This window comes from Streptomyces sp. NPDC005263 (assembly GCF_042872365.1).
Taxonomy (GTDB): Bacteria; Actinomycetota; Actinomycetes; order Streptomycetales; family Streptomycetaceae; genus Streptomyces.
Window position 1 is genome coordinate 35,039 of sequence record NZ_JBIAKJ010000007.1, and the last position, 25,004, is coordinate 60,042.

Annotated in this window: 23 protein-coding genes; 11 read left to right on the forward strand and 12 right to left on the reverse strand. The window is 71.5% G+C overall.

What is annotated here, in order from left to right:
- Positions 1-7: 7 nt before the first annotated feature.
- Positions 8-844 carry a helix-turn-helix domain-containing protein gene (locus ACFYRY_RS28800; RefSeq protein WP_389151749.1) on the forward strand — a complete coding sequence of 279 codons (837 nt, stop codon included), beginning with the start codon at positions 8-10 and terminating at the stop codon, positions 842-844.
- 64 nt (positions 845-908) lie between these two features.
- Here the strand turns inward: ACFYRY_RS28800 and ACFYRY_RS28805 are convergent, their stop codons facing one another.
- The 3 genes from ACFYRY_RS28805 to ACFYRY_RS28815 form a co-directional block, all read right to left on the reverse strand.
- The gene (locus tag ACFYRY_RS28805; RefSeq protein ID WP_389152954.1) at positions 909-1,385 is read right to left on the reverse strand and encodes a hypothetical protein; all 477 of its coding nucleotides are present in this window, start codon (positions 1,383-1,385) and stop codon (positions 909-911) included.
- A 114-nt stretch (positions 1,386-1,499) separates the two neighbouring features.
- Positions 1,500-3,215: a methionine--tRNA ligase gene (metG, locus tag ACFYRY_RS28810; protein ID WP_389151752.1), complete on the reverse strand. Its 1,716-nt coding sequence runs from the start codon at positions 3,213-3,215 to the stop codon at positions 1,500-1,502.
- Positions 3,216-3,355: 140 nt separating this feature from the next.
- Positions 3,356-5,260, reverse strand: coding sequence for a VWA domain-containing protein (locus tag ACFYRY_RS28815; RefSeq protein WP_389151755.1), 1,905 nt, complete (start codon positions 5,258-5,260; stop codon positions 3,356-3,358).
- 259 nt (positions 5,261-5,519) lie between these two features.
- Here ACFYRY_RS28815 and ACFYRY_RS28820 point away from each other — a divergent pair, with 259 nt between their 5' ends.
- Positions 5,520-7,616, forward strand: a complete 2,097-nt coding sequence (locus tag ACFYRY_RS28820) for a PhoX family protein (protein ID WP_389151758.1) — start codon at positions 5,520-5,522, stop codon at positions 7,614-7,616.
- 71 nt (positions 7,617-7,687) lie between these two features.
- Here the strand turns inward: ACFYRY_RS28820 and ACFYRY_RS28825 are convergent, their stop codons facing one another.
- Positions 7,688-8,644 carry an endonuclease/exonuclease/phosphatase family protein gene (locus ACFYRY_RS28825; RefSeq protein ID WP_389151761.1) on the reverse strand — a complete coding sequence of 319 codons (957 nt, stop codon included), beginning with the start codon at positions 8,642-8,644 and terminating at the stop codon, positions 7,688-7,690.
- A 10-nt stretch (positions 8,645-8,654) separates the two neighbouring features.
- Entirely contained in the window at positions 8,655-9,449 is a 795-nt protein-coding gene (locus ACFYRY_RS28830; RefSeq protein ID WP_389151764.1) for an alpha/beta fold hydrolase, read from the reverse strand.
- A 99-nt stretch (positions 9,450-9,548) separates the two neighbouring features.
- Here ACFYRY_RS28830 and ACFYRY_RS28835 point away from each other — a divergent pair, with 99 nt between their 5' ends.
- Positions 9,549-10,889 (forward strand): PLP-dependent aminotransferase family protein, encoded by a 1,341-nt coding sequence (locus ACFYRY_RS28835; RefSeq protein WP_389151767.1) that lies wholly within the window; start codon positions 9,549-9,551, stop codon positions 10,887-10,889.
- Here ACFYRY_RS28835 and ACFYRY_RS28840 read toward each other — a convergent pair.
- Together ACFYRY_RS28840 and ACFYRY_RS28845 are read right to left on the reverse strand one after the other, a co-directional pair.
- The gene (locus tag ACFYRY_RS28840) at positions 10,795-11,691 is read right to left on the reverse strand and encodes a hypothetical protein (RefSeq protein WP_389151770.1); all 897 of its coding nucleotides are present in this window, start codon (positions 11,689-11,691) and stop codon (positions 10,795-10,797) included. The two genes, ACFYRY_RS28835 and ACFYRY_RS28840, sit on opposite strands and share 95 nt — an antisense overlap.
- Before the next feature lie 393 nt (positions 11,692-12,084).
- On the reverse strand, positions 12,085-12,570 hold the full coding sequence (locus ACFYRY_RS28845) for a hypothetical protein (protein ID WP_389151773.1): 486 nt from the start codon (positions 12,568-12,570) through the stop codon (positions 12,085-12,087).
- A 218-nt stretch (positions 12,571-12,788) separates the two neighbouring features.
- Between ACFYRY_RS28845 and ACFYRY_RS28850 the strand changes: the two genes are divergently transcribed.
- Both ACFYRY_RS28850 and ACFYRY_RS28855 read left to right on the forward strand, forming a co-directional pair.
- Positions 12,789-14,216: a hypothetical protein gene (locus ACFYRY_RS28850; protein WP_389151776.1), complete on the forward strand. Its 1,428-nt coding sequence runs from the start codon at positions 12,789-12,791 to the stop codon at positions 14,214-14,216.
- 112 nt (positions 14,217-14,328) lie between these two features.
- The gene (locus tag ACFYRY_RS28855) at positions 14,329-14,874 is read left to right on the forward strand and encodes a tellurite resistance TerB family protein (RefSeq protein WP_389151778.1); all 546 of its coding nucleotides are present in this window, start codon (positions 14,329-14,331) and stop codon (positions 14,872-14,874) included.
- An 88-nt stretch (positions 14,875-14,962) separates the two neighbouring features.
- Here the strand turns inward: ACFYRY_RS28855 and ACFYRY_RS28860 are convergent, their stop codons facing one another.
- Positions 14,963-15,151, reverse strand: a complete 189-nt coding sequence (locus ACFYRY_RS28860; RefSeq protein ID WP_389151781.1) for a hypothetical protein — start codon at positions 15,149-15,151, stop codon at positions 14,963-14,965.
- 130 nt (positions 15,152-15,281) lie between these two features.
- Between ACFYRY_RS28860 and ACFYRY_RS28865 the strand changes: the two genes are divergently transcribed.
- Together ACFYRY_RS28865 and ACFYRY_RS28870 are read left to right on the forward strand one after the other, a co-directional pair.
- Positions 15,282-16,625 (forward strand): tetratricopeptide repeat protein, encoded by a 1,344-nt coding sequence (locus tag ACFYRY_RS28865; protein ID WP_389151784.1) that lies wholly within the window; start codon positions 15,282-15,284, stop codon positions 16,623-16,625.
- A 194-nt stretch (positions 16,626-16,819) separates the two neighbouring features.
- Positions 16,820-17,656, forward strand: coding sequence for a GAF and ANTAR domain-containing protein (locus ACFYRY_RS28870; RefSeq protein ID WP_389151787.1), 837 nt, complete (start codon positions 16,820-16,822; stop codon positions 17,654-17,656).
- A gap of 177 nt (positions 17,657-17,833) precedes the next feature.
- Here the strand turns inward: ACFYRY_RS28870 and ACFYRY_RS28875 are convergent, their stop codons facing one another.
- The gene (locus ACFYRY_RS28875; protein WP_389151790.1) at positions 17,834-18,613 is read right to left on the reverse strand and encodes a hypothetical protein; all 780 of its coding nucleotides are present in this window, start codon (positions 18,611-18,613) and stop codon (positions 17,834-17,836) included.
- Between the two features lie 338 nt (positions 18,614-18,951).
- Here ACFYRY_RS28875 and thrS point away from each other — a divergent pair, with 338 nt between their 5' ends.
- From thrS to ACFYRY_RS28895, 4 genes are all read left to right on the forward strand, one after another.
- Entirely contained in the window at positions 18,952-20,175 is a 1,224-nt protein-coding gene (gene thrS, locus ACFYRY_RS28880; protein WP_389151793.1) for a threonine--tRNA ligase, read from the forward strand.
- A 125-nt stretch (positions 20,176-20,300) separates the two neighbouring features.
- On the forward strand, positions 20,301-21,263 hold the full coding sequence (locus tag ACFYRY_RS28885; protein WP_389151796.1) for a nucleoside hydrolase: 963 nt from the start codon (positions 20,301-20,303) through the stop codon (positions 21,261-21,263).
- A 258-nt stretch (positions 21,264-21,521) separates the two neighbouring features.
- A complete protein-coding gene (locus ACFYRY_RS28890; protein ID WP_389151799.1) occupies positions 21,522-21,899 on the forward strand; it encodes a hypothetical protein in 378 nt (125 codons plus the stop codon).
- Positions 21,896-23,281 carry a caspase domain-containing protein gene (locus tag ACFYRY_RS28895; RefSeq protein ID WP_389151801.1) on the forward strand — a complete coding sequence of 462 codons (1,386 nt, stop codon included), beginning with the start codon at positions 21,896-21,898 and terminating at the stop codon, positions 23,279-23,281. The genes ACFYRY_RS28890 and ACFYRY_RS28895 overlap by 4 nt, the downstream gene beginning before the upstream one ends.
- 190 nt (positions 23,282-23,471) lie before the next feature.
- On the opposite strand, the gene ACFYRY_RS28900 is transcribed toward ACFYRY_RS28895, so the two are convergent.
- The 3 genes from ACFYRY_RS28900 to ACFYRY_RS28910 form a co-directional block, all read right to left on the reverse strand.
- Positions 23,472-24,257, reverse strand: a complete 786-nt coding sequence (locus tag ACFYRY_RS28900) for an ATP-binding protein (protein ID WP_389151804.1) — start codon at positions 24,255-24,257, stop codon at positions 23,472-23,474.
- Positions 24,254-24,538 (reverse strand): hypothetical protein, encoded by a 285-nt coding sequence (locus ACFYRY_RS28905; protein WP_389151807.1) that lies wholly within the window; start codon positions 24,536-24,538, stop codon positions 24,254-24,256. Before ACFYRY_RS28905 ends, ACFYRY_RS28900 begins: the two co-directional genes overlap by 4 nt.
- Positions 24,539-24,617: 79 nt before the next feature.
- Positions 24,618-24,917, reverse strand: coding sequence for a hypothetical protein (locus tag ACFYRY_RS28910; protein WP_389151810.1), 300 nt, complete (start codon positions 24,915-24,917; stop codon positions 24,618-24,620).
- Positions 24,918-25,004 lie beyond the last annotated feature (87 nt).

The following is a 25,004-nucleotide window of genomic DNA, read 5'->3' on the forward strand; positions in this document are numbered from 1 at the left end:
TCCCCACATGGGTACGCCGTTAGGGGACTTCATCCGGGCCAAGCGCGACAGCACCCAGCCTCAATCGCTGGGGCTGCCGGATCACGGCCGCCGCAGGTCACCGGGTCTACGGCGGGTGGATCTCGCCGCGCGGGCGGGCATCAGCGTCGAATACCTGACCCGCCTTGAACAGGGCCGTGACCGCAATCCGTCGGTGGCCGTGGTGAACGCGCTTGCCGATGCGCTCAGCCTCGACCCGTCGGAACGCAACCACCTGCGCTACCTCACGAAGATCACCGGCGGCGCATGTTCCGCTCACACCCGGCCCGCACCACCGCCCCGCACCGTCCGTCCGTCGGTCCTGCAGACACTCCGCCTCCTGGAACCGGGCATCGCCGTGGTGACCAACCGGCTCGGCGACATCCTCGCCCACACCAGCGGCTACGAGTCGGTGACCAGCGGGACCGGACTGCTCGACGCCGACATCCCGAACCTCACCCGCTACCTCTTCACCGACTCCCGCGCCCAGGCGTTCTTCGCGGACTGGGACGACGTCGCGGACGAGCAGGTCTTCGATCTGTGGCTCGCCCCCTCCGTCGAGAGCTCGGAGTGGTTCACCGCGGAACTCGCCCCCACCGCCGGTCCCGACTTCACGGGCCGCCTGAACCGCCACGTGGTTCCGCGACGTGGAGAACTTCGCCTCAACCACCCGTCCGGATGCCAGCTTCGGCTGCTCCGCGAGACACTCGAACTCTCCTCGGACGCCCAACAACTGGTCGTCTTCCTCCCCGTGGACGAAGAAACGGCGCAGGCTGTCGACCAACTCAGCCGTCGGTCCCACGGCGGTCTCCGGGCCATATCCTGACCCGCACTGAGCCGCTCACCAGCCCGGGAGGTCGGGCGCCCCAGCGGTCGGCGAGGGGCCCGGCTCAGGTCTCGTACCGGCCGTCCCACGGTTCGGCGAATTCGAGGCGGTCGGGGTAGAGCTCCGCCCAGGTCTCGCCCTCCGCCTCGCGGATCACCAGGCCGAAACGGACGCCGTCGAGGGTGACCTGGAAGGGGCGGATGGCGATGTGGGTGTAGGAGCGGCGGGGGAGGCTGCGCAGGAGTTTCGCCAGGTGGATCCGGGCGCGGCCGAGGACCGAGTCGTCACCCGAGGGCGCGCGCTGCTGTTCGGCCCAGGTGCCCGCGCACCAGATCTCCGAGTCCCGGTAGTGGCCCTCGGCGTCGAAGGTGTGGAGCACCGTGTAGAGGCGTTTGCGCTCTTCCCAGCCCTCGTCGGGACGGAACCCTTCGGGGAAGGCATACGTGATCGACGCCAGGAACTGACCGTTCGCGTACCGGCCGATGCTCTCGGTGTGGCTTCTGGGTGCGTAGGCGATCGGAATGACCTCGGGAACTGCCATTGCCATGGCGGAAACCATACGGTCTGGCGTGGATGTTTTGGCAGGGGGTACGGCAGGGGCCCGGGAAGTGGCGCGCGGTGGCGCCTTTCCCGGGCCCTTCGTTCTTCCGGCCGGCTACGCCGGTTCGCCGCCGAAACGCTCCTTGTACGCGGCCAGGTCGTCGTCCGTCAGCTTGGCGAAGAGGACCGGGGGGACCGTGAACGGGGTTCCGGCCGGGACCAGGGGCAGGGCGCGGGCCTCGTCCGGCGTGACCCACGCGGCCGTGTCGTCCGGCAGGGTGAACGCCGAGCGCATCACCTTCGCCGAGGACGGGATGAAGGGTTCGGAGATGACCGAGTACAGGTGAATGAGGTTCATCGCCGTGCGGAGGGTCAGGGCGGCGCCCTCCGGGTTGGTCTTGATCTCCAGCCAGGGAGCCTTCTCCTCCAGGTAGGAGTTGCCCGCCGACCACAGGGCGCGCAGCGCTGCCGCCGCCTTGCGGAACTGGATGGCCTCCATCTGGGACTCGTACTCGGCGAGGAGCTCGGTGATCTGCTCGCCGAGCTTCGCCTCCGCCTCGCCGGGCTCTCCGCCCGCCGGGACGTCGTCGCCGAAGCGCTTGCGGGAGAAGGACAGGACGCGGTTGACGAAGTTGCCGAGGGTGTCCGCCAGGTCCTTGTTCACCGTGGCCGTGAAGTGCTCCCAGGTGAAGGACGAGTCGTCCGACTCGGGGGCGTTCGCCATCATGAAGTAACGCCAGTAGTCGGCGGGGAGGATCTCGAGGGCGTCGTGCGTGAAGACACCGCGCCGCTGCGAGGTGGAGAACTTGCCGCCGTAGTAGTTCAGCCAGTTGAAGGCCTTGATGACGTCGACCTTCTTCCACGGCGCGCGCGTGCCCAGCAGGGTCGCCGGGAACATCACGCTGTGGAAGGGGACGTTGTCCTTGCCCATGAACTGCGTGTAGTGGACGTCCTTGTCCGACTCCCACCACCACGAACGCCAGTCACGGTTGGCCGGGTCCTGGTCCGCCCACTCCTTCGTCGAGCCGATGTACTCGATCGGGGCGTCGAACCAGACGTAGAAGACCTTGCCGTCGGCCGCCAGGTCGGGCCAGGTGTCGGCCGGGACCGGGACGCCCCAGTCCAGGTCGCGGGTGATCGCGCGGTCGTGCAGGCCCTCGGTGAGCCACTTGCGGGCGATCGAGGACGCGAGCACCGGCCAGTTGTCGGCGCGCTCGTCGACCCACGACTCGACCTCGCCGGCCAGCGCGGACTGGAGGAGGAAGAGGTGCTTGGTCTCGCGGATCTCCAGGTCGCTGCTGCCGCTGATCGCCGAACGGGGCTCGATGAGGTCCGTCGGGTCGAGTACGCGCGTGCAGTTCTCGCACTGGTCGCCACGGGCCTTGTCGTAGCCGCAGTGCGGGCACGTGCCGATGATGTAGCGGTCCGGCAGGAAGCGGCCGTCCGCGTTCGAGTACACCTGGCGGATGGCCCGCTCCTCGATGAACCCGTTCGTCTTCAGCTCGCGCGCGATCTCCTGCGTGATCTCGCGGTTCTGGGGGGACGAGCTGCGGCCGAAGTGGTCGAAGGCCAGGCTGAAGCCGTCGTAGACCGCCTTCTGGGCCTCGTGCGCCTGCGCGCAGAACTCCGCTACGGGGATGCCCTGCTCCTTCGCGGCCAGCTCGGCGGGGGTGCCGTGCTCGTCCGTCGCGCAGATGTAGAGCACGTCGTGGCCGCGCTGGCGGAGGTACCGGGAGTACACGTCCGCCGGGAGCATGGACCCCACCATGTTGCCCAGGTGCTTGATTCCGTTGATGTACGGAAGGGCGCTGGTGATGAGGTGTCGAGCCATCGGGGGCTGCTCCCAGGTCGGGTCGTCTTACGAACCTTGAAATCGTAGCCGACATGGGTGGGCCGCCCGCTTCCCGTTTTACGGGTGGGAAGGGGGCGGCCGCTTGTCGTACGGGTGTGGTGGCGGGTTACGGCGCTGGGTTACGGGCGCCAGGTCGCCAGGACGCCCTCGTAGAGCTCGTTGTCCGTGAGCTCGCGGGGGGTCGGGCCGGCGTGGAAGAAGGACGTGTTGTCGGTCTTCAGTTTCCGGAGGTAGTCGAAGGCCTTGTTGTCGTGCTCACCGAAGGCGACGAAGGAGAAGAAGACCGAGGGGTGGCTGGCCGCCGCGTCCGTGAGGGACTGGGTGGCGGGGGTCTTCGCGTCCGGGGCGCCGTCCGTCTGGAAGACGACCAGGGCGGGGGTGCCGGGGGCTTCCTTGTCGTGGTGGGCGAGGACCTCCGCGACCGCGACGTGGTAGCTGGTACGGCCCATGCGGCCGAGGCCCGCGTGGAGCTCGTCGATCTTGTTGTCGTGGTCGGTGAGGGTCAGCTCGCCGGTGCCGTCCACCTCCGTGGAGAAGAACGTGACGTGGACCTTGGCGTCCGGGGCCGCGGGGTCGAGGTGGGCGGCGAGGGCGAGGGTCTGCTCGGCGAGGGCCTGGGCGGAGCCGTCCTTGTAGTACCCGCGCATGGACGCGGAGCGGTCGAGGACGAGGTAGACCTTCGCGGTGGTGCCGGTGATTTTCTTGGCGGTGAGGGTGGTGGCGGCGGCGGTGTAGGCGGTGCGGAGGGTTGGGGGGACGGTCTCGGCTTCGCCTTCGGCGGGGGTGTTCCCCTGTGGGGCGTCCTCGCCGTCGGCGGCCGCGGCCGCGGCTGCGGGCTCGGCCGGGGCCTCGGCTTCGCCTTCGGCCGGGGTGTTCCCACCCGCACCACCCGTGACGGGTTCGTCGTCGGCTGCGGGTGGCCCCTGTGGGGCGTCCTCGCCGTCGGCGGCCGCGGCTGCGGGCTCGGGGGTCGGTTCCGCGGTGACCTCGGCGCTCGACTCCTGCGGCTGCGGCTGCTCCGCGTCCTTGGTGGCCGGAGGCTCGGCGGCGGTCTCTACCGCTGCCTTCTGCTCGGGCTCGGGCTGAGGAGCGACTTCGGCGGTGGCCTTCGGCTCCGCCTCGGCGGCGGGCTTCGTCTCAGCCTTCGGCTCCGGCTTCGTCTCGGCCACGGGCTTCGTCTCGGCGACCGGCTCTGCCGCCGGTTCTGCCTCGACCGGCTCCGGCTTCGTCTCAGCCACGGGCTCGGGCTTCGCCTCGGCGACCGGCTCTGCCGCCGGTTCTGCCTCGACCGGCTCCGGCTTCGTCTCGGCCTTGGCTTCCGTCTCGGCGGCGGGCTCCGTCTCAGGCTCAGGCTCCGGCTCCGGCTTCGTCTCGGCCACGGGCTCGGGCTTCGCCTCGGCGACCGGCTCTGCCGCCGGTTCTGCCTCGACCGGCTCCGGCTTCGTCTCGGCCTTTGCTTCCGCTTCGGCGGCGGGCTTCGTCTCGGCCTTTGCTTCCGCTTCGGCGGCGGGCTTCGTCTCGGGCTTGGCTTCCGCCTCGGTGACCGGCTCCGGCTCAGCCTTCGCTTCCGCCTCGGCGACCGGCTCCGCCTTCGCCGTCGGCTCCGCCGTGTCCGGCTTCTCCGCGGGCGTTTCCTCGGAGGTCGCTGTCTTCGTCGGCGTCGGCCGGTCGGCGGAGGGTGCCTGGGTGGCCGGCGTCGGGGCGTCCTGCTTCGGGACGGCGACGTTGTCGAAGGCGGCGGCGACCAGGTCGTGCTCTTCCTGCGCGGTGAGCCGGGACCTGCGGGGCTCCGCCGGCTTCGGTGCCGGTGTCGTCGTGGCGGCCGTCGGCCGCTGCTCGGGGGCCGGGTCGGTCGCCGGAGACGGCGCTGAAGGCACCGTCTCCTGGGACGGAGCCCGGTCCGCCTCCGGTGCGGAAATCTGCTCGGCTTCCTGCGAAGGAGTCCGTTCCGCACCCTCTGCATCGGCGGTCCGCCCCTTGCGGGACCTGCCCAACGCATTCCGCAGGAGAGTGAGAATGCCCATGTGCGCAACCCTTCGCGTGAGTTGTAGCCCGTCAATCCCTGGCCAGGACGGACACGTAAGGTTAGCGGCCCTTGTGGCCGATCTTAGGCCGGGTCCGCCCACATGGTGCCGCCGGCGTCAAGGCTCACATCCGGTCACCGGCGACCGACCTACAGCCACCTCAGGTTCACCCGTCGTTCATCGCCACGCCCCGTTCCCGCACGGACGCGCCCCTACCGTCCGTAACGCTGGATTCAAGGGGAAGCAAGGGGAGAGCAAAGTGCGTAGGCAGTTGCCGTTGATCACGAACTCCACGTCGTCCGATGCGCATCCTGGCGGGCGGTCCGCCCTGACGTGCCGTTTCCGGTGTGGTGACGCCTGTTTCCATCCGGCGCCCAACACCTCCGCCAACCCGTACGTGGGCGATGTCATCGCCGGTGCGCTGAGCCGTCGCTCGATGATGCGGGGCGCCGCCGTCGTCACCGTGGCCGGTGCGGCGGGGGCCGCTCTCGCCTCGCCGGTCGCGGCGGCCGAAAGCGGCAGCGGCACCAACAGCACCAGCGGCACCAACAGCAGCAAGGGCAGCAAGGGAAGCAAGGGCGCGCGTGGGCTGCGGTTCACCGCCGTCGCGCCGAACACCGCCGATGCCGTGACCATCCCGGACGGCTACCGGCAGAACGTGGTCATCCGCTGGGGCGAGCCCATCCTGCGCGGTGCGCCCGCGTTCGACCCGCAGAAGCAGACCGCCGCCGCCCAGGCCGGTCAGTTCGGGTACAACAACGACTTCCTCGCGCTGCTGCCGCTGCCGGGCGAGCGTGGACGGCAGGTGCTCGTCGCGAACCACGAGTACACCGATGAGGTGCTCATGTTCCGTGGGTACGACGCCGCCGCCCCGACCCGTGAGCAGGTCGAGATCGCCTGGGCGGCTCACGGGCTGTCCGCCGTCGTCGTGGAGGAGGACCGGAGGAGCGGACGGCTCACCCCCGTGCCCCGGCACCACCTCAACCGGCGCGTCACCGCCACCACCGAGTTCCGGCTGACCGGGCCCGCCGCCGGGTCGGCGCTGCTCAGGACGTCCGCCGACCCGACCGGCCGCAAGGTCCTCGGCACCCTCAACAACTGCTCGGGCGGGACCACCCCGTGGGGCACGACCCTGCACGGCGAGGAGAACTTCAACCAGTACTTCGCCAACGCGAGCCGGGACACGGACAAGCGCTACGGCATCGGTACGGGCGCGAGCGAGCGCAAGTGGGAACGGTTCGACAAGCGGTTCGACGTCGCCCAGGAGCCGAACGAGGCGCACCGCTTCGGGTACGTCGTCGAGCTCGACCCGTACGACCCGCACTCCACGCCCCGCAAGCACACCGCGCTGGGCCGGTTCAAGCACGAGGGCGCGACCGTGCGGCTCACGCACGACGGGCGTCCGGTCGTCTACACCGGTGACGACGAGCGCTTCGACTACTTCTACAAGTTCGTCGGCAGCAAGAAGATGAAGCACGGGACGTCCAGGGCGGTGCGCGAGCACAACCTCTCCCTGCTCGACGAGGGGACGCTGTACGTCGCCCGGCTCACCGGCGACTCCCCCGCCGTCGAGATCGACGGGAGCGGCAAGCTGCCCGCCGACGGGGAGTTCGACGGCGGCGGTGAGTGGATCCCGCTGGCCACCGCGACCAGCAAGGGTGCCGTCTCGCACGTCAAGGGCATGACCGCCGACGAGGTCTTCGTCTTCACCCGGCTCGCCGGTGACAAGGTCGGCGCGACCAAGATGGACCGGCCCGAGGACATCGAGCCGAACCCGCACACCGGCAAGGTGTACGTCGCCCTCACCAACAACACCAACCGCGGTGTCGGTGCCAACGCCCCCGTCGACGAGGCGAACCCTCGCAACGCCAACAAGCACGGGCACATCCTGGAGCTCACCGAACGCTGGAACCGTGCCGACAGCACCCGGTTCGCCTGGACGCTGTTCCTGGTGGCGGGCGACCCGAAGGACCCGGCGACGTACTTCGCCGGTTTCCCGAAGGACAAGGTCTCCCCGATCTCCTGCCCGGACAACGTGGCCTTCGACCCGCACGGCAACCTGTGGATATCCACCGACGGCGCCCAGCTCGGCTCCCACGACGGCCTCTTCGGTGTCGCCACGAAGGGCGAACGGCGCGGTGAGCTCAAGCAGTTCCTGACCATGCCGGTCGGCGCGGAGACCTGCGGCCCGATCGTCCAGGACCGGCGGGTGCTGGTGTCCGTACAGCACCCGGGTGAGATCAGCGGCGCCACCGTGGAGAAGCCGGCCAGCGCCTGGCCCGACGGCCCCGGGAAGATCGTCCGCCCCGCGGTGGTGGCGGTGTGGCGCGCGGACGGTGACGACATCGGCGTGTGACGTGCGAGAGGGGGTGGCGCCCGTCGTGGGGCCGCCCCCTCTCTTTCACTGCCGCCCGTGCAACCTCTCTTTCACTGCCGCCCGTGCAGCGTGACCTCGACGATCAGGGCCCGGTGGTCGGTGTCGGCCAGGTCGAGGAGGCGGGCGTCGCGTGCGGAGAAGTCCTCGGACACCAGGACGTGGTCGATCTGCGCGCCGAGGGTGGGCGCGGTGCGGGCGGGCCAGGTGGCGGTGCGGTCGGCTCCGGCGAGGCGGGCGGTGTCAAGCAGGCCGGTGTCGAGGACGCGGCGGAAGGCGGCGTGGTCCTGGGAGGCGTTGAAGTCGCCGGCCAGGACGGTCGGGGTGTCCGCGCGGTCGGCGGCGAAGTCGCGCAGGGCGCCCAGCTCCCGCCGCCAGAGGTCGAGCTGGCCGGGCAGCGGGGGCATGGGGTGCGCGAGTTGCAGCTGTACGGGGTGCCCGTTCACGTCGGCGAGGGCCCCGGGCATGCCCATGGTGCCGGGCACGCCGTCGGTGCCCTCCAGGGGGAAGCGGCTGAGGATGACGGAGCCCTTCGAGCCGCCCGCGGCCGCGGCCCGCCGGTAGGGGTAGGCGGTGGCGAGGTCCCGCCGCAGGGTGGCGTCGCAGGTGTACTCGCACTCCTCCACGAACACCACGTCCGGCCGCTCACGGCGGACGGCGGCGACCAGGGCGGTGGTGGCCCGCCCGAACTCGACGTTCGAGGTGAGCACGCGGAACGTGGCGAGTGGTGGTCCGCCGGGGACGGAGGTCTTGCCGTACGGCTCGATGAACCAGGCCAGCGCTCCCAGGACCACGACCCCCCACACCACCCCGGTCCACCACCGGGCGAGCAGCGCGAGGGCCAGACCCAGTCCGGCGGGCGCCAGCAGCCAGGGGAGGAAGGCGAGGAGCTGGGGGACGGGGGTGATGCCGTCGGTGTCGGCGGCCCGGCACCCGACGACCACGCTGACCCCGGCGAACAGCAGGGCGGCGGTCCAGCCGCCGAGTCGCCGTCCCCGCTGGTCGTTCACCGTCCTGAGGCTACGAGGTGGCGTCCACCCGCGCCAGGAACTCCCGTAGCGCCTCGTTGAACTCCGCGGGGCGCTCCAGGTTCGGCAGGTGGGCCGCGCCCTCGATGACCCGGAGCGTGGAGTGGGGGAGGGCCGCGTGCATGTCCTGGGCGTCGGAGACCGGGGTGTAGGTGTCGTCGGCGCCCACCACGACCAGCGCGGGGACGGTGACCCGGGTCAGCAGGTCGCGCTGGTCGGCGCGTTCGGCGCGGGCCCGCAGGGCGGCCGCGGCGCCGCGCGGGGGCGCGGACGTCATCATGCGGTGGACGTGGGCCCTGACCTCGGCATCGGCGTACGGGGCGACCATCTTGTCCAGGACCTCGTCGGCGTACCCCCGCATGCCCTCCTCGAGGAGACGGTCCGCCATCGCGTTGCGCGTTCGCCTGCCGTCCGGGGTCTCCGCCGCCGGGAAGGTGTCCGCGAGGACCAGACCGCGGACCCGGTCGCCGAACCGGCGGTAGCCGTCCATCGCGATCTGGCCGCCCATGGAGAGCCCGGCGAGGACGAAGGTCTCCACCTCGAGGTGGTCCAGCAACTCCTCGATGTCCTGGGCGAAGTGCGTGAAGCGGGTGACGCCTGGGGTGTGCGGGGAGGCGCCGTAGCCGCGCAGGTCGGGGGCGATCACCCGGCGGGTGGCGGAGAACTCCGCGATCTGCGGGGCCCACATCGTGCGGTCGAAGGGATGACCGTGGACCAGAACCAGGGGAGCCAGGGAGGAATCGGAGCCTTTGTCGTCATATGCGAGGAACTCCTGGAAAGAGGTCATGTGAGTGACCTTAGGGCGCCCCAACTCCTCGGTGCAATAAGATCTTTGCTCTCGGTGCAATCAGCCGGGACAGCTCCACGGGGGACATGAGGGGACTTGATGAACGACTACCGGCATATCGCCGACCGGCTCGCCGACGACATCGCCGCCGGACGGCTCGCGCCCGGTGAACGGCTGCCCCCGCAGCGGGTGTTCGCCCGTCGGTGCGGGATCGCCGGGTCCACGGCCGGGCGGGTCTACGGCGAACTCGTGCGCCGGGGACTGGTCGTCGGCGAGGTGGGGCGCGGGACATTCGTGCGGGCGGCTCCGGCCGCGCCCACGGGCCGGGCGCTGACCGAACCGATCTCGTCCGCTCCGGTCAACCTGGAGCTCAACTACCCGTCCGCGCCGGGCCAGTCGGAACTGCTGGCCCCGACGCTCGCGCCCCTGCTCCGGCCCGACGTGCTGACCGAGGCGCTCCGTCCGGCCGCCGCAACCGGCATCCGCGCCGCCCGGGAGGCCGCCGCCGATGTCCTGACCGGACCCGGCTGGCGTCCCGCGCCCGACCAGTTCCTGTTCGCCGGGAACACCCGTCAGGCGATCGCCGCCGCCCTGGCCTCCCTGGTCAGGCCGGGCGGCCGGGTCGGCGTCGAGGCGCTGACGTATCCCATGGTCAAGGAGATCGCGGCCCGGCTCGGCATCACGCTGGTGCCGTTGCTCTCGGACGCGGAAGGTGTCCGTCCGGAGTCCGTCGCGTCCGCCCACCGCGCCACGCCGCTGTCCGCCCTCTACCTCCAGCCGACCCTGCACAACCCGACGTCCCTGACCACGAGCGACGAGCGCAAGCGCCACCTCGCGGCCACGATCGTCGCCTTGCGGATCCCGGTCGTCGAGGACCGCGTCTGGTCCTTCCTAGCCGGTCCGGGCACCCCGCTGGCCGTGCACGCGCCCGCTCTCACCCATGTCGTCGACGGTCTCTCCAAGCGGGTCGCGCCCGGCCTCACCGTCGGCTTCCTCGTCGTACCGCCGCACCGGGTGGACGCGGTGGCCGCCGCCGTGCGGTCCGGCGGGTGGAGCGCGGGGCGGTTCGCGCTGGAGGCGGCGGTGCGCTGGGCCGGGGACGGCACGGTCACCCGGCTGGTCGCCGCGAAGCGGGCGGACGCGGCGCACCGGCAGCGGATCCTCGCCCGGGAGCTGCACGGGCACGGCTTCCGGATACGGTCCGATCCGCGCGCCTACTACGCCTGGTGGGAGCTGCCCGCCCCGTGGCGCGCGGACACCTTCACGGCCGCCGCGGCGGCGCACGGGATCGCCGTCACCCCGGGGCCCGCCTTCGCCGTGGATCCCAGCCGCACCCCGGACGCGGTCAGGCTCGCACTCGGGTCGGCCGCCGAGCCGGATCTGCGGCGAGCGCTGCGGACGCTCGCCGACGTCGCGCTACGAGGCCGTAGCGGCCGGTGAGCCAGCAGGCCAGGGCCACCGTGAGGCCGAGCGCCATCAGCAGCCAGGAGACCGTGCGCAAGGTGGCCGTCAGGGCGTCGTAGATCGCGCCGGCAGCCGGCCGGTGGGCCGGATCGGGCAGGTCGGCGAGGGTGAGCCGGCGGCCGATCGCGACCGCGACGCCGAGGAGCACGCCGCCGAGCGCGGTGCCGAGCGCGGTCGCGGTGACCGCGCGACGGCGGCAGGCCGCGACGGCGATCCCGGCGACGGCGAGGACGGCCGCCCCGGCGGGCAGCCAGAAAGCGGCGACGTCGAGCACGTCGTACCCCTTCCGGAGCCGGGCCAGGTCCGCGGCGGGGAGCACCGCGACCTCGGTGTGGCGGACCGGGATGCGCCGCGCCAACGGCATGTTGGCGTCGGCCAGTTGCTCCTTCACCTGCGCGGTGACGGGAGCGAGGTCCACGATCACCGCGTGCTCGTCGCCCTCGCGCACCGCCCGCAGCACCGCGTCGTGGACGGCCCGGTTGCCCGAGTCCCAGACCGTCCGGAAGGCCTCGGTGCGGGTGAACGAGCGGACCGCGTCCTTGACGAAGGGGCGCATCGACCGGGCTATGCGTACCTCGTGGGTGATTTCGGCGCCGACCTCGTCCGCGACGGCGTCCCGCACGGCCGGGTCGGAGGCGAGCGGCGCCATCGCGCTGACGTACCGGCCCGTGTCGGCCAGCCCGTACGTCGCCCAGGCGGCCAGCGCGCCGAACGGCACGAGGAGACAGGCCACGGCTATCAGCGCGGCCGACAGGGCGTTGCGGAGAGGTATGAGCACCCTTCCAGGCAAGACCCGGGGCACGTGAGCCGCGAGCCGGGTGACTGCATCCGGGGTGCGGAGCGCGCCCCGAACGGGCCGGTGGCCCGCCACGACCCTTGGCGGAGCTGGGGAGTCCGCCCTCCGGTGGAGGGTTCGCCCGAACGGGTGTTTCCTGGATGTGAGGGGAAGAAAGTGGCCCCGTGAGAGCGTCGCCGGAACCTCGTCGGGTGGCCGGGACCTGGTCCTGGTCGGCCGGTGAGTGGAGGGATGAGGGAAGCACGTGGGCCCCGGCCGTATCGCCGGGGTCCACGTGGCGTTGCTCTACGTGGTGTTGGCCCACGTGGTGTCGACCAACGTGGTGTTGACCAACGTGGTTTTGCCTCACGTCGTGTTGCAGGGGCACAGCGCCAGTCAGCGGACGCGGTTGCCCTCCGCGTCCTCGCGTGTGTAGTAGCGGTAGAAGAACACGACGTATATGGCCGCGCCGACCAGCAGGCCCAGGACCGCGGAGCGCAGGACACTGTCGCCGCTCTGGCTGTAGAGGAAGCCGATGGACGCGCCCGCGAAAGCGGACTTCACGCCCGAGTGCAGTTCGCGCTTCAGCAGCGGGGCCCAGGTCGCCACCGCCAGGCACAGCACGATGAACGCGAGAGCGGTCATGAAGCCGAACAGGATGTTCCAGCCGGTGATGGGGCCGCCGGCGCGTCGGTTGGCCGCGGCCCAGTAGCCGTAGACGAGTCCGAGCGCCACCGGGATCGCGACCCGTGCGATCCGGTGGACCCGCTCGTCGAAGACGTCGGGCGTGTGAACCGGCCTGACCATCCGGTTCCTCGCGTGGGCTCTGCGGATGCTGAGTGTTCCGCGCGTGCCGCCGGACGCGGGTGCCGCATGAGTCATGAGGGGGCTCCTCTCTCCTCGCCCCGCCCGCCTTTCCAGAGCACACCTGGAGACAGGCGCTGGCAAGTCGGCGGGACGCTTCAATTCGGGGAAGCGGCCGGCTTGACGTCCGGCGGGAGACCGCCCGAAAGGGACGTTTGCAGTCCTGAGGTCCTCCTTTGCAGCCGCAGCGGTTACGGTGCTGAGGTACGTGATCGACGGGGGATGGGGAGGGACCGATGCCGGGGACCGTGCTGCTGCTCGCCGCCGCACCGGTGGGCAAGGGCTGTCTGGTGGACGCGGCGTCCGTGCTTCCCGTTCTGGCGGCGGTGTCGCCCGCGGTGCTGTCGGGGACCGACACGGCGAACGTCGTCGAGCTCGCCGACCCGCTGGAACCGCAGGCCGTCCTCACCCGCCTGCGGGCCGCCGCGACCGCGCCCGGACCGCTGACCGTGTTCCTCACCGGCCAGCTCCTGCTCGACCGCCGTCAGCACCTGCCGCACCTGGCGCTGGCCCGCACCACCACGTCCACCGCCCGCTACACCGCCTTCCCCTGGCACTGGATCCGCGAGGAACTGCGGCTGCGCGCGCCCGGGTCGACGGCCCTGTTCCTCGATCTGCACGCGGACGCGGAGACCTGGGCGTGGCTGCGGGCCAACCCCCTGGACTGCGGCAGGGGCATCGCGGTGTACGGGCGGATCGCGCCGCCGCCGTCACGGCGGACGGTGGCGGCGCCGGCGTACATGAAGGCGATCGCGACGATCCTGCGCAGCGGGCGTCGGCCCGACCTGCTGGAGCTGCATCAGCAGGCGTTGGCCCGGCTGGGCAGCGAGGCGTACGGGGACCTGGTGGTGACGGTGCCGGTTCCTGGGGGCGGGGTGCCGGTTCCTCCTCCGGTGCGGCAGGTTGTGGTGCCGGCCCCGGCGGGCGAGGTGCCCGTTTCACCTGCGGCGCCGCAGGTTGTGGTGCCGGCCTATGGGGGCTCCGCCCCCAGACCCCCGTATCGGCCTGAACGGCCTCGTCCTCAAACGCCGGACGGGCTGGAAGTGACCGCACCTGACCGGCGACCGGATGCTGAGGACGGGCTGCGGGCAGCGGACCGGGACCGGCGATCGGACGCTGACGACGGGCTGATTGCCTCTGCCCCGCCCCCCGTCACTGACGACCAGCTGAAAGCACCCGACCGGCGCCCGGACCCCGACGCCGCGCCGAAAACCCCCGACCGTCGTCCGGGAACGGCCGACGACGACCCCCACGCCTACATCACCGAAGCCGTCCAGTCCGGTCGGCACCATGACGCCGACGCGCTCGCCGCCGAGCACGAGCAGGCCGCCGTGCGTGCGCATGGGCCCGGCTCCGAGCAGGCCCTGCACTGGGCGGAGGTGCGGGCGGACCTGGCGATGTTCGCCGGTGATCCGGTGCGCAGCTGCCGTACCTGGCTGGCGGTGGCCGGGGCTCGGCTGACCGCTGGGCAGACGTCCGACTCGCCTGCCGTGGAGGCGGCCGTCGACCGGGCCCACCACCAGTGGAGCCAGATCCGCGACCTGGCGGCCGCTCGTGAACTCGGCTCCCTGCTCGCGGAGTTGCGGGGCCGGGTGCCCGGGCGTCGGCAGGGCGCGCTGGAGAACATCCACCGCCAGCTGCGGCAGCTGCAGACACAGAGTTAGCAGGGCCCGGCGCCGGTCACCCTTCGGGAGGAACGGGCGGGCTTTGTGGAACCTTTACCTTGGGGCGGCCGTTGGTCGGGTGATGGCTCCGACTACGACCGAGGTGACGGCAATGCCGCTGTGGGACAAGCTCAAGGACCAGGCCAAGACACTGCAGCAGTCTCAGGGCGGGCGCGGCCCGACGACCGGCGGGCGGAGCGGCGCGGGGTCCGGCGGTTCGCGCGCCCAGCTGGTCGGAGTGCTGAAGACGCAGCTCGGCACGCTCAAGACCGAGCTGAAGAGCGGCGCCTACCGGGACGCGAGCATGGCGATGTGCGCGCTGGTCGCGGCCGCCGACGGGCACGTGGACGCGACCGAGCAGCAGCAGGTGGAGTCGCTGATCCTCCGCAACGAGGTGCTGCAGAACTTCCCGCCGGAGCAGCTGCGGCAGCGCTTCCACAAGCACGTCAGCCAGCTCACCCGGGACTTCCAGCAGGGCAGGGCGGAGGCGATGCAGGAGATCGCCAAGGCCGCCAAGAAGCCGACCGAGGCACGCGCGGTGATCCAGACCGGCATCGTCATCGCCGGCGCCGACGGCCACCTCTCCCAGGCCGAGCAGACGGTCCTCAGGGAGGCCTGCGCGGCACTGGGGGTGTCGCCGGCGGAGTTCCAGCTCTGATCCGTACCACGGCGGTCGAGGCCCGGCAGGCCAGGCCCGGGCCCGGGCCCGGGCTCAGATCTGGGCCCGGGCTCGGTGAAAGAACCGATTACGACCGCTGACTTGTCGAACGGGCGGACGGGTCCGTGTCAGGGGCGGCATGCTGTCCCTGGACCTGCGTCGGCTCCACCGCCCGCGCCGGGCCGGCGTTCGCCGCCAGGACCAGGGCGGCGACCGCGATCACGGCCGCAGCCACGCCTCGGGTGTAACGCCGGGTGGTGCTGGGGCGTTCAAGCACGGCGACCTCGCAGCGACGACAGCTCACAACAGCGCAGAACAGCTCAGCGACAACTTAAGCACGCTTAATACGCCGTTTAACCTAGGGGCTGTCAGAGGTGAACGGCAAGAGGGACAAGGGGAGTTGGGCGATGTCGGAGCGCGACGACCCGGTGAAGATCGGGCGCAGGGTGCAGCTGCTGCGCGTGGAACGCGGGCTGACCCAGAAACAGTTGGCCGAGCCCGCCTACACCCCGGCGTACATCTCCACCCTGGAGGCCGGCCGGGTCCGCCCCTCCGACGACGCGCTCCGGCATCTCTCCGACCGGCTCGGCGTCGGTTTCGAGGAACTGGCGACCGGTCGGCCGGCCCGGCTGGTGACCGAGATGCGGCTCGGGCTCACCGAGGCCCAGCGCACCCTCGCCACCGGGGAGGCCGAGGCCGCCGCCGAGCAGTACGCCCGCCTGCTCGCCGAGGCCGAGTCGCTCGACCTCGGGGAGATGCGCGCCGCGGCCCTGCTCGGGCTCGGCGAATGCGCCCTGGAGACCGGCGAGCTGGACGAGGGGCGCCGCTACTTCGAGCGGGCCGGGGAGGCGTTCGGGGACGTCCCGTTACCGGTCCGCGTCCCGGCCCTGCGCGGCCGGGCCGTGTCGCACTACCTGGCGGGTGAACTCCGGTACTCGGTCTACCTGCTGGAGTCCACGATCGACGAGCTCAACCGCACCGGCCTGCACGACCCGGACGCCCTGCTCCTCCTCTACGCCAGCGTCATCGGCCCGTACATGGACATGGGCGCGCACGCCCGGGCCGCCCAGGCCGCCGAGTTCGCCCTCGCCCTCGCCCCGCAGTCCGGCGACCCCGCCCTGGTCGCCCGGATGCACCGCGCCGTCGCCCGCACCCTGATCGCCGAGGGCCGGGTCGCCGAGGCCGACGCCTCACTGGCCAAGGCCGCCGAGCTGTACCGGCAGCTGCAACTCCGTACCGAGCTGGCCAACTGCCACTGGATGCGCGGTTACGTGTACGCGCAGAACGGCCAACTGGAGCGCGCCGAGGACGAGTTGAGGCAGGCGCTCACCATGCTCTCGGCCCGCCGCGCCGCCCTCTACTCCAGCCAGGCCGCCGTCGAGCTCGCCGACGTACTGCACCGGCGCGGCAAGTCCGAGGAGGCCTCCGCCCTGCTGCACGACGTGCTCAGCGACCTCAGCCCCGAACGCGGCGCCCTGCACTCCGCCGCCGCCCATCGTCTCCTCGGCATCATCGCCGAGGACGCCCGGGACACCGACGCCGCCGAGGAGCACTACGTCCGCGCGCTCAGCCTGCTGGAACGCGCGGGCGCCGCCGGTGACCTGGCGGACCTGTGCCGGCTGCTGGGAGACCTGCTGCGACGTACCGGACGCGTGGAGGCGGCGCTGGACGCCTACCGGACGGGACTGGGGCACCGTACGGCCCCCGGGACGACCACCCTGGGACCCGCGCCCGCGCAGCCTTCGGTGTGACATGACCGGGACGGCGCACAGCCCGTCCCGTCGGCCCGCGGCTCACCGTGCGCGCGGTGTGTTTCGCCCCTCGGGCGAAGGGTAGTCGGGCTGCGCCCCGCGCGGGCGCCACGACTGGTGACCCTGCCTCGGATGCGCCCGCAGCGGGAGACCACGGACGACGATGGCCGCGCTGATCGAAGGAGGCGGTGGGCGTGCGGCCCAGGACCCCCGAGGGCGACGAGCCCGGTCCGTCCGGCGCGTCGAGCGGCGGCGATCCCGGGCAGACCGACCCCCACGCCCCTCACGAGCAGAACCGTGCACCGGAACAGGGCCGGGAACATGAGCAGGTGGGGGCGGCCGACGCGATCGCGGGATGCGTGCGGGGCGCGGCACCCGTGGAGATCCCCGGACGGCTGTGCGAGGTCGCGGTCGAGCTGCTGCCGGTCGTCGGCGCGAGCGTGTCGCTGCGCAGTGACGGCATGCCCATCCAGCTGAGCGCGAGCAGCGACCAGGCCGCCCACCTCTCGGAGGTCCAGGCCACCCTGGGCGAGGGACCCTGCACGTACGCGGCCGAGACCGGCGCCCCGGTGCTCGCCGCCGACCTCACCGACGGGCGGGACGCCCTGCGCTGGCCGGTCTTCGCCCAACAGGCGACGGCCGCCGGGGTGCAGGCCGTGTACTCGCTCCCCCTCTCACAGGACGCCGTGTGCGTGGGAACGATCGACTTCTACCGACGTGCCCCGGGCGGGCTCACCGCCGAGGAAGTGCGCACCGCTCAGCTCGTCGCCGACGTCATGACGGCGGCCCTGATGGCGCTGCCCCGGGGGGAGGAGAACGGCTATGGAGGAGAGGAACCCTGGTTGAGCGGCCTGGCCACCGAGCATGACGAGGTCCACCAGGCCATCGGCATGATCATGGCGCAGCTCGGTGTCGCCTCGGAGGAGGCGCTGGCCCGGCTGCGGGCCCACGCCTTCGCGCACGACCGCACCGCCCTGGAGGCGGCGCGCGACGTGGTCGCGCACCGGGAGAGATTCGACCGGGACTGGTGACGGGCGACCGCCATAACCGGTGACCGGCGACCGCGAGTGCCGACGGTGAATCGCGAGCATCGACGGGCGACCGCGAGTGTCGACGGTGAATCGCGAGCATCGACGGGGGATCGCGAGCATCGACGGTGAATCGTGAGTATCTGCTGCGACAGACCCCGGCGCTGGCGCCGGCCGGGATCAGATCTGTGCCCGTCCGGTCTTGCGGACCTCCGCCAGGCGCTGGGCCCCCAGCTGTACGGCAGCCTGGGTGACGTCGGGCGAGACGTCGCCGAGGCCGCCGTGGGTGAGCCCGATCGCGTCGTCGCCGACCCGGACGACGGCGACGTCCAGGGTGAGCAGAACCGGTTCGTCGTTCAACGTCGCGCCCGACAGGGTGATCCGCAGCCCCTGCCGCGCGTCCCCCACCCCCGGCAGGCCCGCGTCGGTGACCTGGACGTTCTGCACAGTGCCGTGGGCCGTGGTCACCGTGAACTCGGCGCACTTCGCGGGGAGGGTCTTCAGCCAGGCCACGGTGCGGTCCACGTCGGCCGGGCTCTGGGTGACGACCTGATAGCGCAGCTGGGAGCCGTTCCAGACGTCGTCGAGGCCGATCACCGCATGGGCGCGGGTGTTCGCGCCGAACAGGTCCTCGGCGTAGAGGGTGTCGAGCAGGCGCCGACAGTCGGGCCGCTGGGCCGTCGCCTTCAGCAACCCGTCGTGCCAGGTCGCCACTCCCTGCGTGGGCGTCCACTGCTCCCCCAGGTCGGCCGCCGTGACGAGGGCGGCCTGCGCCTGCGCCTGGGTGAGCGCGGGGGTGCCGCCCGGCGACGCCGTGGGCGCGGCGGTCGTGGCGGCGTAGTCGGGCTTCTCTGCGGTGGGCGGGGTGCTGAGGGCGTCGCAGGAGGCGGTGCCGAGGAGGGCACCCAGGGCGAGAGCGGAGGCGGCGAGGGAGCGGGCGCGGGCCGGGGACGGGGTCACGGGGGTGCCTCCTTGGGGCGGCGTCCAAGGTCGAGTACGCCCTCTTACGGCACCACCCCCGCCGACGCTCCACCAGCGAGCCGGGCCGTCCGGGTGAGGGACCGGCCCGCTGCCCCGACGGGGAGCCCGAGGTGGGCCGAAATCCCGTTGCCGGGCCCCCGCCCCGTTGTTACCGTCCCCGCATGCAGCGCGCCCACGCAGTACGCCCGTCTTCCACGACGACGCCGGACAGTGTCCCGGCGCGCTGATCAACGAGTCAGTTTCCGAGCCCCGGGGCGAGTGCCCCGGGGCTTTGTCGTGTGGGTGCTCGGTCCGGGCGACCGTGAGGAGAGCCCACCGTGTACGACCACCGACGACTCGGCCGTGATCTCGACCTGTTCGACACCGACCCGCTGATGGGCGCGGGGCTGCCGTACTGGCTGCCCGACGGGGCCGCCGTACGGCACGCCCTGGAGGAGTACGTCCGGGAGGCCGAGCGCGCCGCCGGGTACCGGCACGTGTACTCGCCCGTCCTCGGCAAGCGGGAGTTGTACGAGATCTCGGGCCACTGGTCCCACTACAGCGACGACATGTTCCCGCCGATGGCGCTGGGCGCGGAGGAGGTCGTGCTGCGGCCCAGCCTCTGTCCCCACCACGCGCTCATCTACCGTTCCCGCTCCCACAGTTACCGCGAACTACCCTTGCGGATCGCGGAGTTGGGCGGCATGTACCGTTCCGAGCCGTCCGGGGTGCTCGGCGGCCTGACCCGTGTGCGGTCCATCCAGCTCAACGACGCCCACATCTTCTGCACCCTGGACCAGGCCGTGGCGGAGGCCGGGGCCGCCCTGGAGCTGATCGGCCGGGCCTACGCCGACCTCGGCATCCGAGCCGCCCGCCACCGCCTCTCCCTCCCCGGCGAGGGCGGCAAGTACGTCGCCGACCCGCACCTGTGGCAGCGGGCCACCGCGTTGCTGAGGGAGGTGCTCGACGCGTCCGGCGTGGAGTACGAGGCCGTCGAGGGTGAGGCCGCCTTCTACGGCCCCAAGATCGACGTGCAGATCACCGATCCGTCCGGCCGTGAGTCCACCCTCTCCACCGTCCAGATCGACTTCCACCAGCCCGAACGCTTCGACCTGCACTACATCGGCGCCGACGGGGCGAAACACCGGCCCGTCATGGTGCACCGCAGCATCATCGGCAGCGTGGAACGGGCGGTCGCGCACCTCATCGAGGAACACGGCGGTGCGTTCCCGGCCTGGCTGGCCCCCGTGCAGCTGGCGGTGCTGCCGGTGGCCGAGGCGCAGGAGGAGCAGGCCGACGAGGTCGTACGGCAGGCCGTGGCCCGGGGGCTGCGGGCGGAACTCCACAGCCCCGGCGAGGGCACTCTCGCCGCCCGGATCCGCGCGGCGCGGCTGGTGCCGTACCAGGCGGTGATCGGGCAACGGGAGGCCGACGACGCGTTGGCCGCCGTACGGCTGAGGGACGGCAGGCGCCCCGGAGCGGTGCCCGTCCAGGAGCTGCTGGACCGGATCGCCGCCCGGGTCGGTGATCGCGGGGCGGAACTGTGGGCGGACGCCGCGTAAGGCCGGGCCCCCGGTCGCGGACGTGGGGCGCGTAAGTTCGGCTGCGTAAGGTCGGCTGTGTGAGTTCGGCTGCGTGAGTTCGGCTGCGTAAGGTCGGATTTCCAGCCCGGCGAGAGGATCCAGCCATGACCGGTCAGCCCATCCCGGTGATCATCGACTGCGACACCGGTGTCGACGACGCCCTGGCCCTCCTGTTCGCCGTACGGCACCCCGCGCTCGACCTGCGCGCGGTGACCTGCGTGGCCGGGAACACCGACGTGGACGGGGTCGTCCGCAACACCCTGACCGTGCTGGAACAGGCGGGTGCCCCCGGGATACCGGTCGCCCGGGGCGCCGAACGCCCGCTGATCGAGCCCCTCCGCACGGCCCGGCATGTGCACGGCGAGGACGGGATGGGCGACCTGGGGCTGCCCGCGCCGACCCGGGTCCCGGTGGACGTGGACGCGGTGACGCTGCTGCGCCGCGAGATCCTCGCCTCCCCGCGCCCGGTCACGCTCATCCCGACGGCGCCCCTGACGAACATCGCCCTCCTGCTGCGCACCCACCCCGAGGTGGTGCGCAACATCGAGCGGATCGTGTTCATGGGCGGCGCGGTGGCCACCGGGAACGCCACACCGGTCGCGGAGTTCAACGTGTGGCACGACCCGGAGGCGGCGGCGGTCCTGCTCACCGCGGGCGTACCGATCACCATGTACGGCCTCGACGTGTTCAAGCAGGTTCTCGTCCCGGCCGCCGACGTCCAGCGGCTGCGCGCCAGTTCGGAACCCCGGCTCCGGCTGGCCGGCGAACTCCTCGCCCACCGCGACCCGGCCACCTCCGGCGACCCCACCCCCACGGGCGGCCTCGGCGACGCGGGCGCGGTCTGCTCGGTCGTCGACCCGGCGGGCATCACCACCGAACCCCTCCCGGTCGAGGTCAACCTGACCTCCGGCCCCGCCCGCGGCCAGACCATCGTCGACCGCCGCCCACGCCCCGGCGAGTCCGAGATCCACGAGGGCCACCGCGAACAGCCCCTGGTGGACGTGGCGTTGGGCGTCGACGTGGAACGTTACGTGAAGCTGTGGCTGACGACGGTGGAAGGGGCCTAGACACACCCCGCTAGCCGCCCTTGCGGGGCCTGGTGTTCATGGCGGCCGGCAAGAGACGGAATCGCGTGATGATCACGGCGCACGGGGCGAAGTCGCAGCCGTGTACGGACCGCAGTCGTCTTTGAGGGGCACGCCGGGATCAAGCGTCGCCCGGTCGTGGACAGTTCCTGGCCCGTATGTCCACCCTCCGACCTCGCTGATCCACTTTTCCGTAGTCCGGGACTGACGGGACGGAACATGGGCCAGGATGGACTTGTGATGAGCGAAGGCGAACGGGAACTGTGGTTGCGCGTATCAGGTTCGGAAGACGAACTGCGCTCTTTGAGGGACTGGTTGCGTCATGAGGACGGACTGCGGGGCAGGGTGCGGGCATTCCAGTCCCCGATCGCTCCGGGGGAGATGGGCGGAGCGCTGGATGCGCTTGCGGTGGCCGTCGGGTCCGGAGGTATGGGCGCGGTGCTCGCCAACTGCCTGTCCACCTGGATCGGCCAACGACGCTCTGACATGCGGATCACGGTGAGCACGCGAGACGGCCGCACCGTAGAGGTGGACGCCAAGGGCGTCGATCCGCAGGCGCTCGCCCGGGATATCGAGCGCATGCTCAACAGCGATGAAGCGGAGGGAAATCCGCAGTGACGCGGTTGCCGGACCCGGATCGCTCGCGCGCCGTTCTCATAGGCACCGGCACCCACGCCGACGGATCCGGTCTGCCCAGTCTGCCCGCCATCGGCGCCAACCTCACAGACCTGCGGCAGGTGCTCACCGATCCGGCCACCGGCTCCCTGCCAGTGGAGCATTGCATCACCGCAGCTGATCCCACCACCGCGGGCGAGGTGGGTGCCCTCCTCGCCCGCGCCGCCACGGAAGCGACCGACCTGCTGTTCGTGTACTACGGCGGGCACGGGCTGGTGGACGACCGGGGCAGGCTCCACCTCGCATTACCCCGCACCGATGCCGCAGACATCCGCTGGACCGCGCTGCCGTTCGAAACCCTGCGGGAGGAACTGCTCGACAGCCCGGCGGCGATCCGAGTGCTCGTGCTGGACTGCTGCTTCTCCGGACGGGCCATCGAGGCGATGACGAGCGGGCACAGCACGGTCGCCGGGCAGATCGACGTTGCCGGCACTTACACGCTCGCCTCCACCTCCGCGAACGCCGTCGCCTACGCGCCCGAAGGCGCGACGCACACGGCGTTTACCGGCGCTCTGCTCGCGGCCCTGCGAGGGCCGGTGGAGCTGAGCCTGGACGACCTCTTCGACGAGGTACGACGTGATCTCGCGGTGCGCGATATGCCGCGGCCTCAGCGCCGGGTGGTCAACAACGCAGGCAATCTCGTCCTGGTGCGTCCCCCTGATCCAACTGCGCCGCGCCCTGCCCCTGCGAGCGACCCGCCTCCCGCCGCGTGGACAGACCCTGGCGCCTCTGCTCCGCCTTCGCCCCCGTGGCACCAAGGCAGCGTCACAGCCCTGCCGAAGTCCCGGCGTCCGAAGGTAAAGCTCCACATTCCGGCGGGGGCGTGGCTGCTGCTTTGCGTCTTGGTGGCCGGACTGATCGGATGGTATTGGCTGGACACGGAGACGCACTGGGACAAGGACAAGCTCCGGGACGCGGTGCAGCAAGCGGCTGTGGAGCTGGGCAAACGGTCAGAGTCCGCCGACGGACCCGTCAAAGGCTACTTCGCCGACGAACCTCTCGAGGACGACATCGCACAGCTCATCGACGAGTCAGGCAAGGGGCCACAGCACGGGGTCACGCCCACGGTGAAACACATTACGGAGACCGACAGCGACGGCAACGTCAGCGACAGCAACGCCGGTGACTACGAAGTCACCAGCCAAGACATCGACAGCGCCTTCTGCATGCACGTCACCACGGCTGTCAGGACTCCCGGCCACGACCTCGTCCCCGCGACCGTCAATGTGTCCGCCACGGTCACGGATGGCGCCTGCCCCCCGGCCAGGCGCCCGGGCGCCGGCAATGGATCGAGTCCGTCATCGACACCCTCGAAGACCAGCTGAGCGCGATGGCCTACCTCCCGTGCGGACCGGCCGGCCAGGCTCCGGCGGGAGATGGTGAGGATGTGTACGGGGTCATGCGCAGACCCGGATACTCGTCGGGGAGCGGCCTGCACCTTGTCGACACAGTCGTTGTCAGGTTCGGGCGCGATACGACCTGACGACGGCTCACGGGCACGTGGCGCGGCCAGGGTCATTCGGCGATTTCCGGCGAGTCGAGCGATTCGATGCCGACTTCGGCCCAGACCGTCAGCTCGCCGCCCGCCCGTCGCGTTCCCCATCGGTCGGCCAGCGCGTCGGTGATCAGCAGACCGCGTCCGTGTTCCTGGTCCGGAGGTGGCGGTACGGCCGGAGCGACGGGCATCTGTCGTCCGCCGCCTCCGTCCGTCACGCTGACCGTGGCCGACCGGGCGGAGAGTGCGCACGTGATCGTGATGGCGTGACTCCCGCTGTGCTCCACCGCGTTGGCGACGAGCTCTCCGGTGATCGTCTCCAGATCGTCCGTCGCACCCGAAGGCAGCCCCCACGATCTGGCGGTGTCGCGCACATGGCGTCGGGCGACGCCGGCGGAGGCACGGTCGTGGCCCGGAAGCGTCAGCCGGACGACGGCCTCGACCGGGGTCGGACGTGCCCCCGGTGTCCCGTCCTGCTCGCGCACTCCCGACTGCTCCGCCCATGCGAGACGAGCACTCCGGCAACCGGCGATGAGCAGTGCATCGTGCAGCGCATCAACCAACTGGACTGTCAGCTCACCCAGTTCACCAGCCGACAGCTCGGGCATCGCGACCACCTCCCGCGCCCGCACCAACAGCCTCTGCGCGAGCCCGAGCTGCACGTCCTCGGCCCGGTCGGCGATCCGGGAAACGGCCCCGTCCCCGTCAGTGACGAGCAGACAGGCCTGTCCATGGGCGCCGGTCCAGGGCAGGAGCCGTGCGTGACTCGTCTCGCCACTCGTCCCGCCACTCGTCTCGTCGTTCATGAGGCCACCCCCAGACAGGCGTGGAGGTCGCGGGCATCGAGGTCGACGCCGTACGTGGCCCACCAGGGGGTGTCACGACGGACCTGCTGCAGACGTGCCTCCTCCTCGCGCTCGCGGGCGGCGAGGTAGGGGCGGACGAGGGGGGTGGAGGTGGCGTCGATGGGGGTGTACCAGGGGCGGGCCGTGGGGGCGATCTCCGCCTGCGGTTGATCAAAGGGAGGTTCCGCAGTGCCGATACATACCGTGGACCATCTCCACGGGGCGGGATGCGACGAAAGCACTTCGATACGGTGCTTCCCCTGTGGCGCGAAGAGGGTTCGGACGCGGTCCAGTGTGCGAGCGAGCGCGTGGGACATGTGGTCAACTCCGATCTGGGCGAGCCGTGGTCGGGTCCTGCGTCACTCCGCTCTCACCGGTGTCGTCAACCTCGACCTCGACCTCGACCCAGATGACCGAGCGGTCCGCTGTCACGTCGTGGCCGTATCGGTCGGCGTCGGCGAGCGCGGCCAGAAGCGCGCGGCGCCGGCCATCAGGGAGGTGTGGGGGAAGCGTGATCCGGACGCGGATCCGGTCGGAGAACTCTTCGGTGTGCGCCGCGCTCCCTGCCAGAGCAGTGAGTTGGGCGGCCAGTGCGACCGCTCGCGACTTCGCAGAACACACGAAGAACCTCCTGTGACGTTGTGAGTACGGAGAGTATTTCTACTCCAGTAGCTTCTACCTGATGCAGTAGCTTGTCAATGTCGTCGG

Bases quoted from the DNA above. Each gene is read 5' to 3' on its own strand.
- ACFYRY_RS28800 (WP_389151749.1), top strand. From the start codon at position 8: ATGGGTACGCCGTTAGGGGACTTCATCCGGGCCAAGCGCGACAGCACC.
- ACFYRY_RS28805 (WP_389152954.1), bottom strand. From the start codon at position 1,385: ATGGCAGTTCCCGAGGTCATTCCGATCGCCTACGCACCCAGAAGCCAC.
- metG (WP_389151752.1), bottom strand. From the start codon at position 3,215: ATGGCTCGACACCTCATCACCAGCGCCCTTCCGTACATCAACGGAATC.
- ACFYRY_RS28815 (WP_389151755.1), bottom strand. From the start codon at position 5,260: ATGGGCATTCTCACTCTCCTGCGGAATGCGTTGGGCAGGTCCCGCAAG.
- ACFYRY_RS28830 (WP_389151764.1), bottom strand. From the start codon at position 9,449: ATGACCTCTTTCCAGGAGTTCCTCGCATATGACGACAAAGGCTCCGAT.
- ACFYRY_RS28835 (WP_389151767.1), top strand. From the start codon at position 9,549: ATGAACGACTACCGGCATATCGCCGACCGGCTCGCCGACGACATCGCC.
- ACFYRY_RS28845 (WP_389151773.1), bottom strand. From the start codon at position 12,570: ATGACTCATGCGGCACCCGCGTCCGGCGGCACGCGCGGAACACTCAGC.
- ACFYRY_RS28850 (WP_389151776.1), top strand. From the start codon at position 12,789: ATGCCGGGGACCGTGCTGCTGCTCGCCGCCGCACCGGTGGGCAAGGGC.
- ACFYRY_RS28855 (WP_389151778.1), top strand. From the start codon at position 14,329: ATGCCGCTGTGGGACAAGCTCAAGGACCAGGCCAAGACACTGCAGCAG.
- ACFYRY_RS28865 (WP_389151784.1), top strand. From the start codon at position 15,282: ATGTCGGAGCGCGACGACCCGGTGAAGATCGGGCGCAGGGTGCAGCTG.
- ACFYRY_RS28885 (WP_389151796.1), top strand. From the start codon at position 20,301: ATGACCGGTCAGCCCATCCCGGTGATCATCGACTGCGACACCGGTGTC.
- ACFYRY_RS28890 (WP_389151799.1), top strand. From the start codon at position 21,522: ATGAGCGAAGGCGAACGGGAACTGTGGTTGCGCGTATCAGGTTCGGAA.
- ACFYRY_RS28900 (WP_389151804.1), bottom strand. From the start codon at position 24,257: ATGAACGACGAGACGAGTGGCGGGACGAGTGGCGAGACGAGTCACGCA.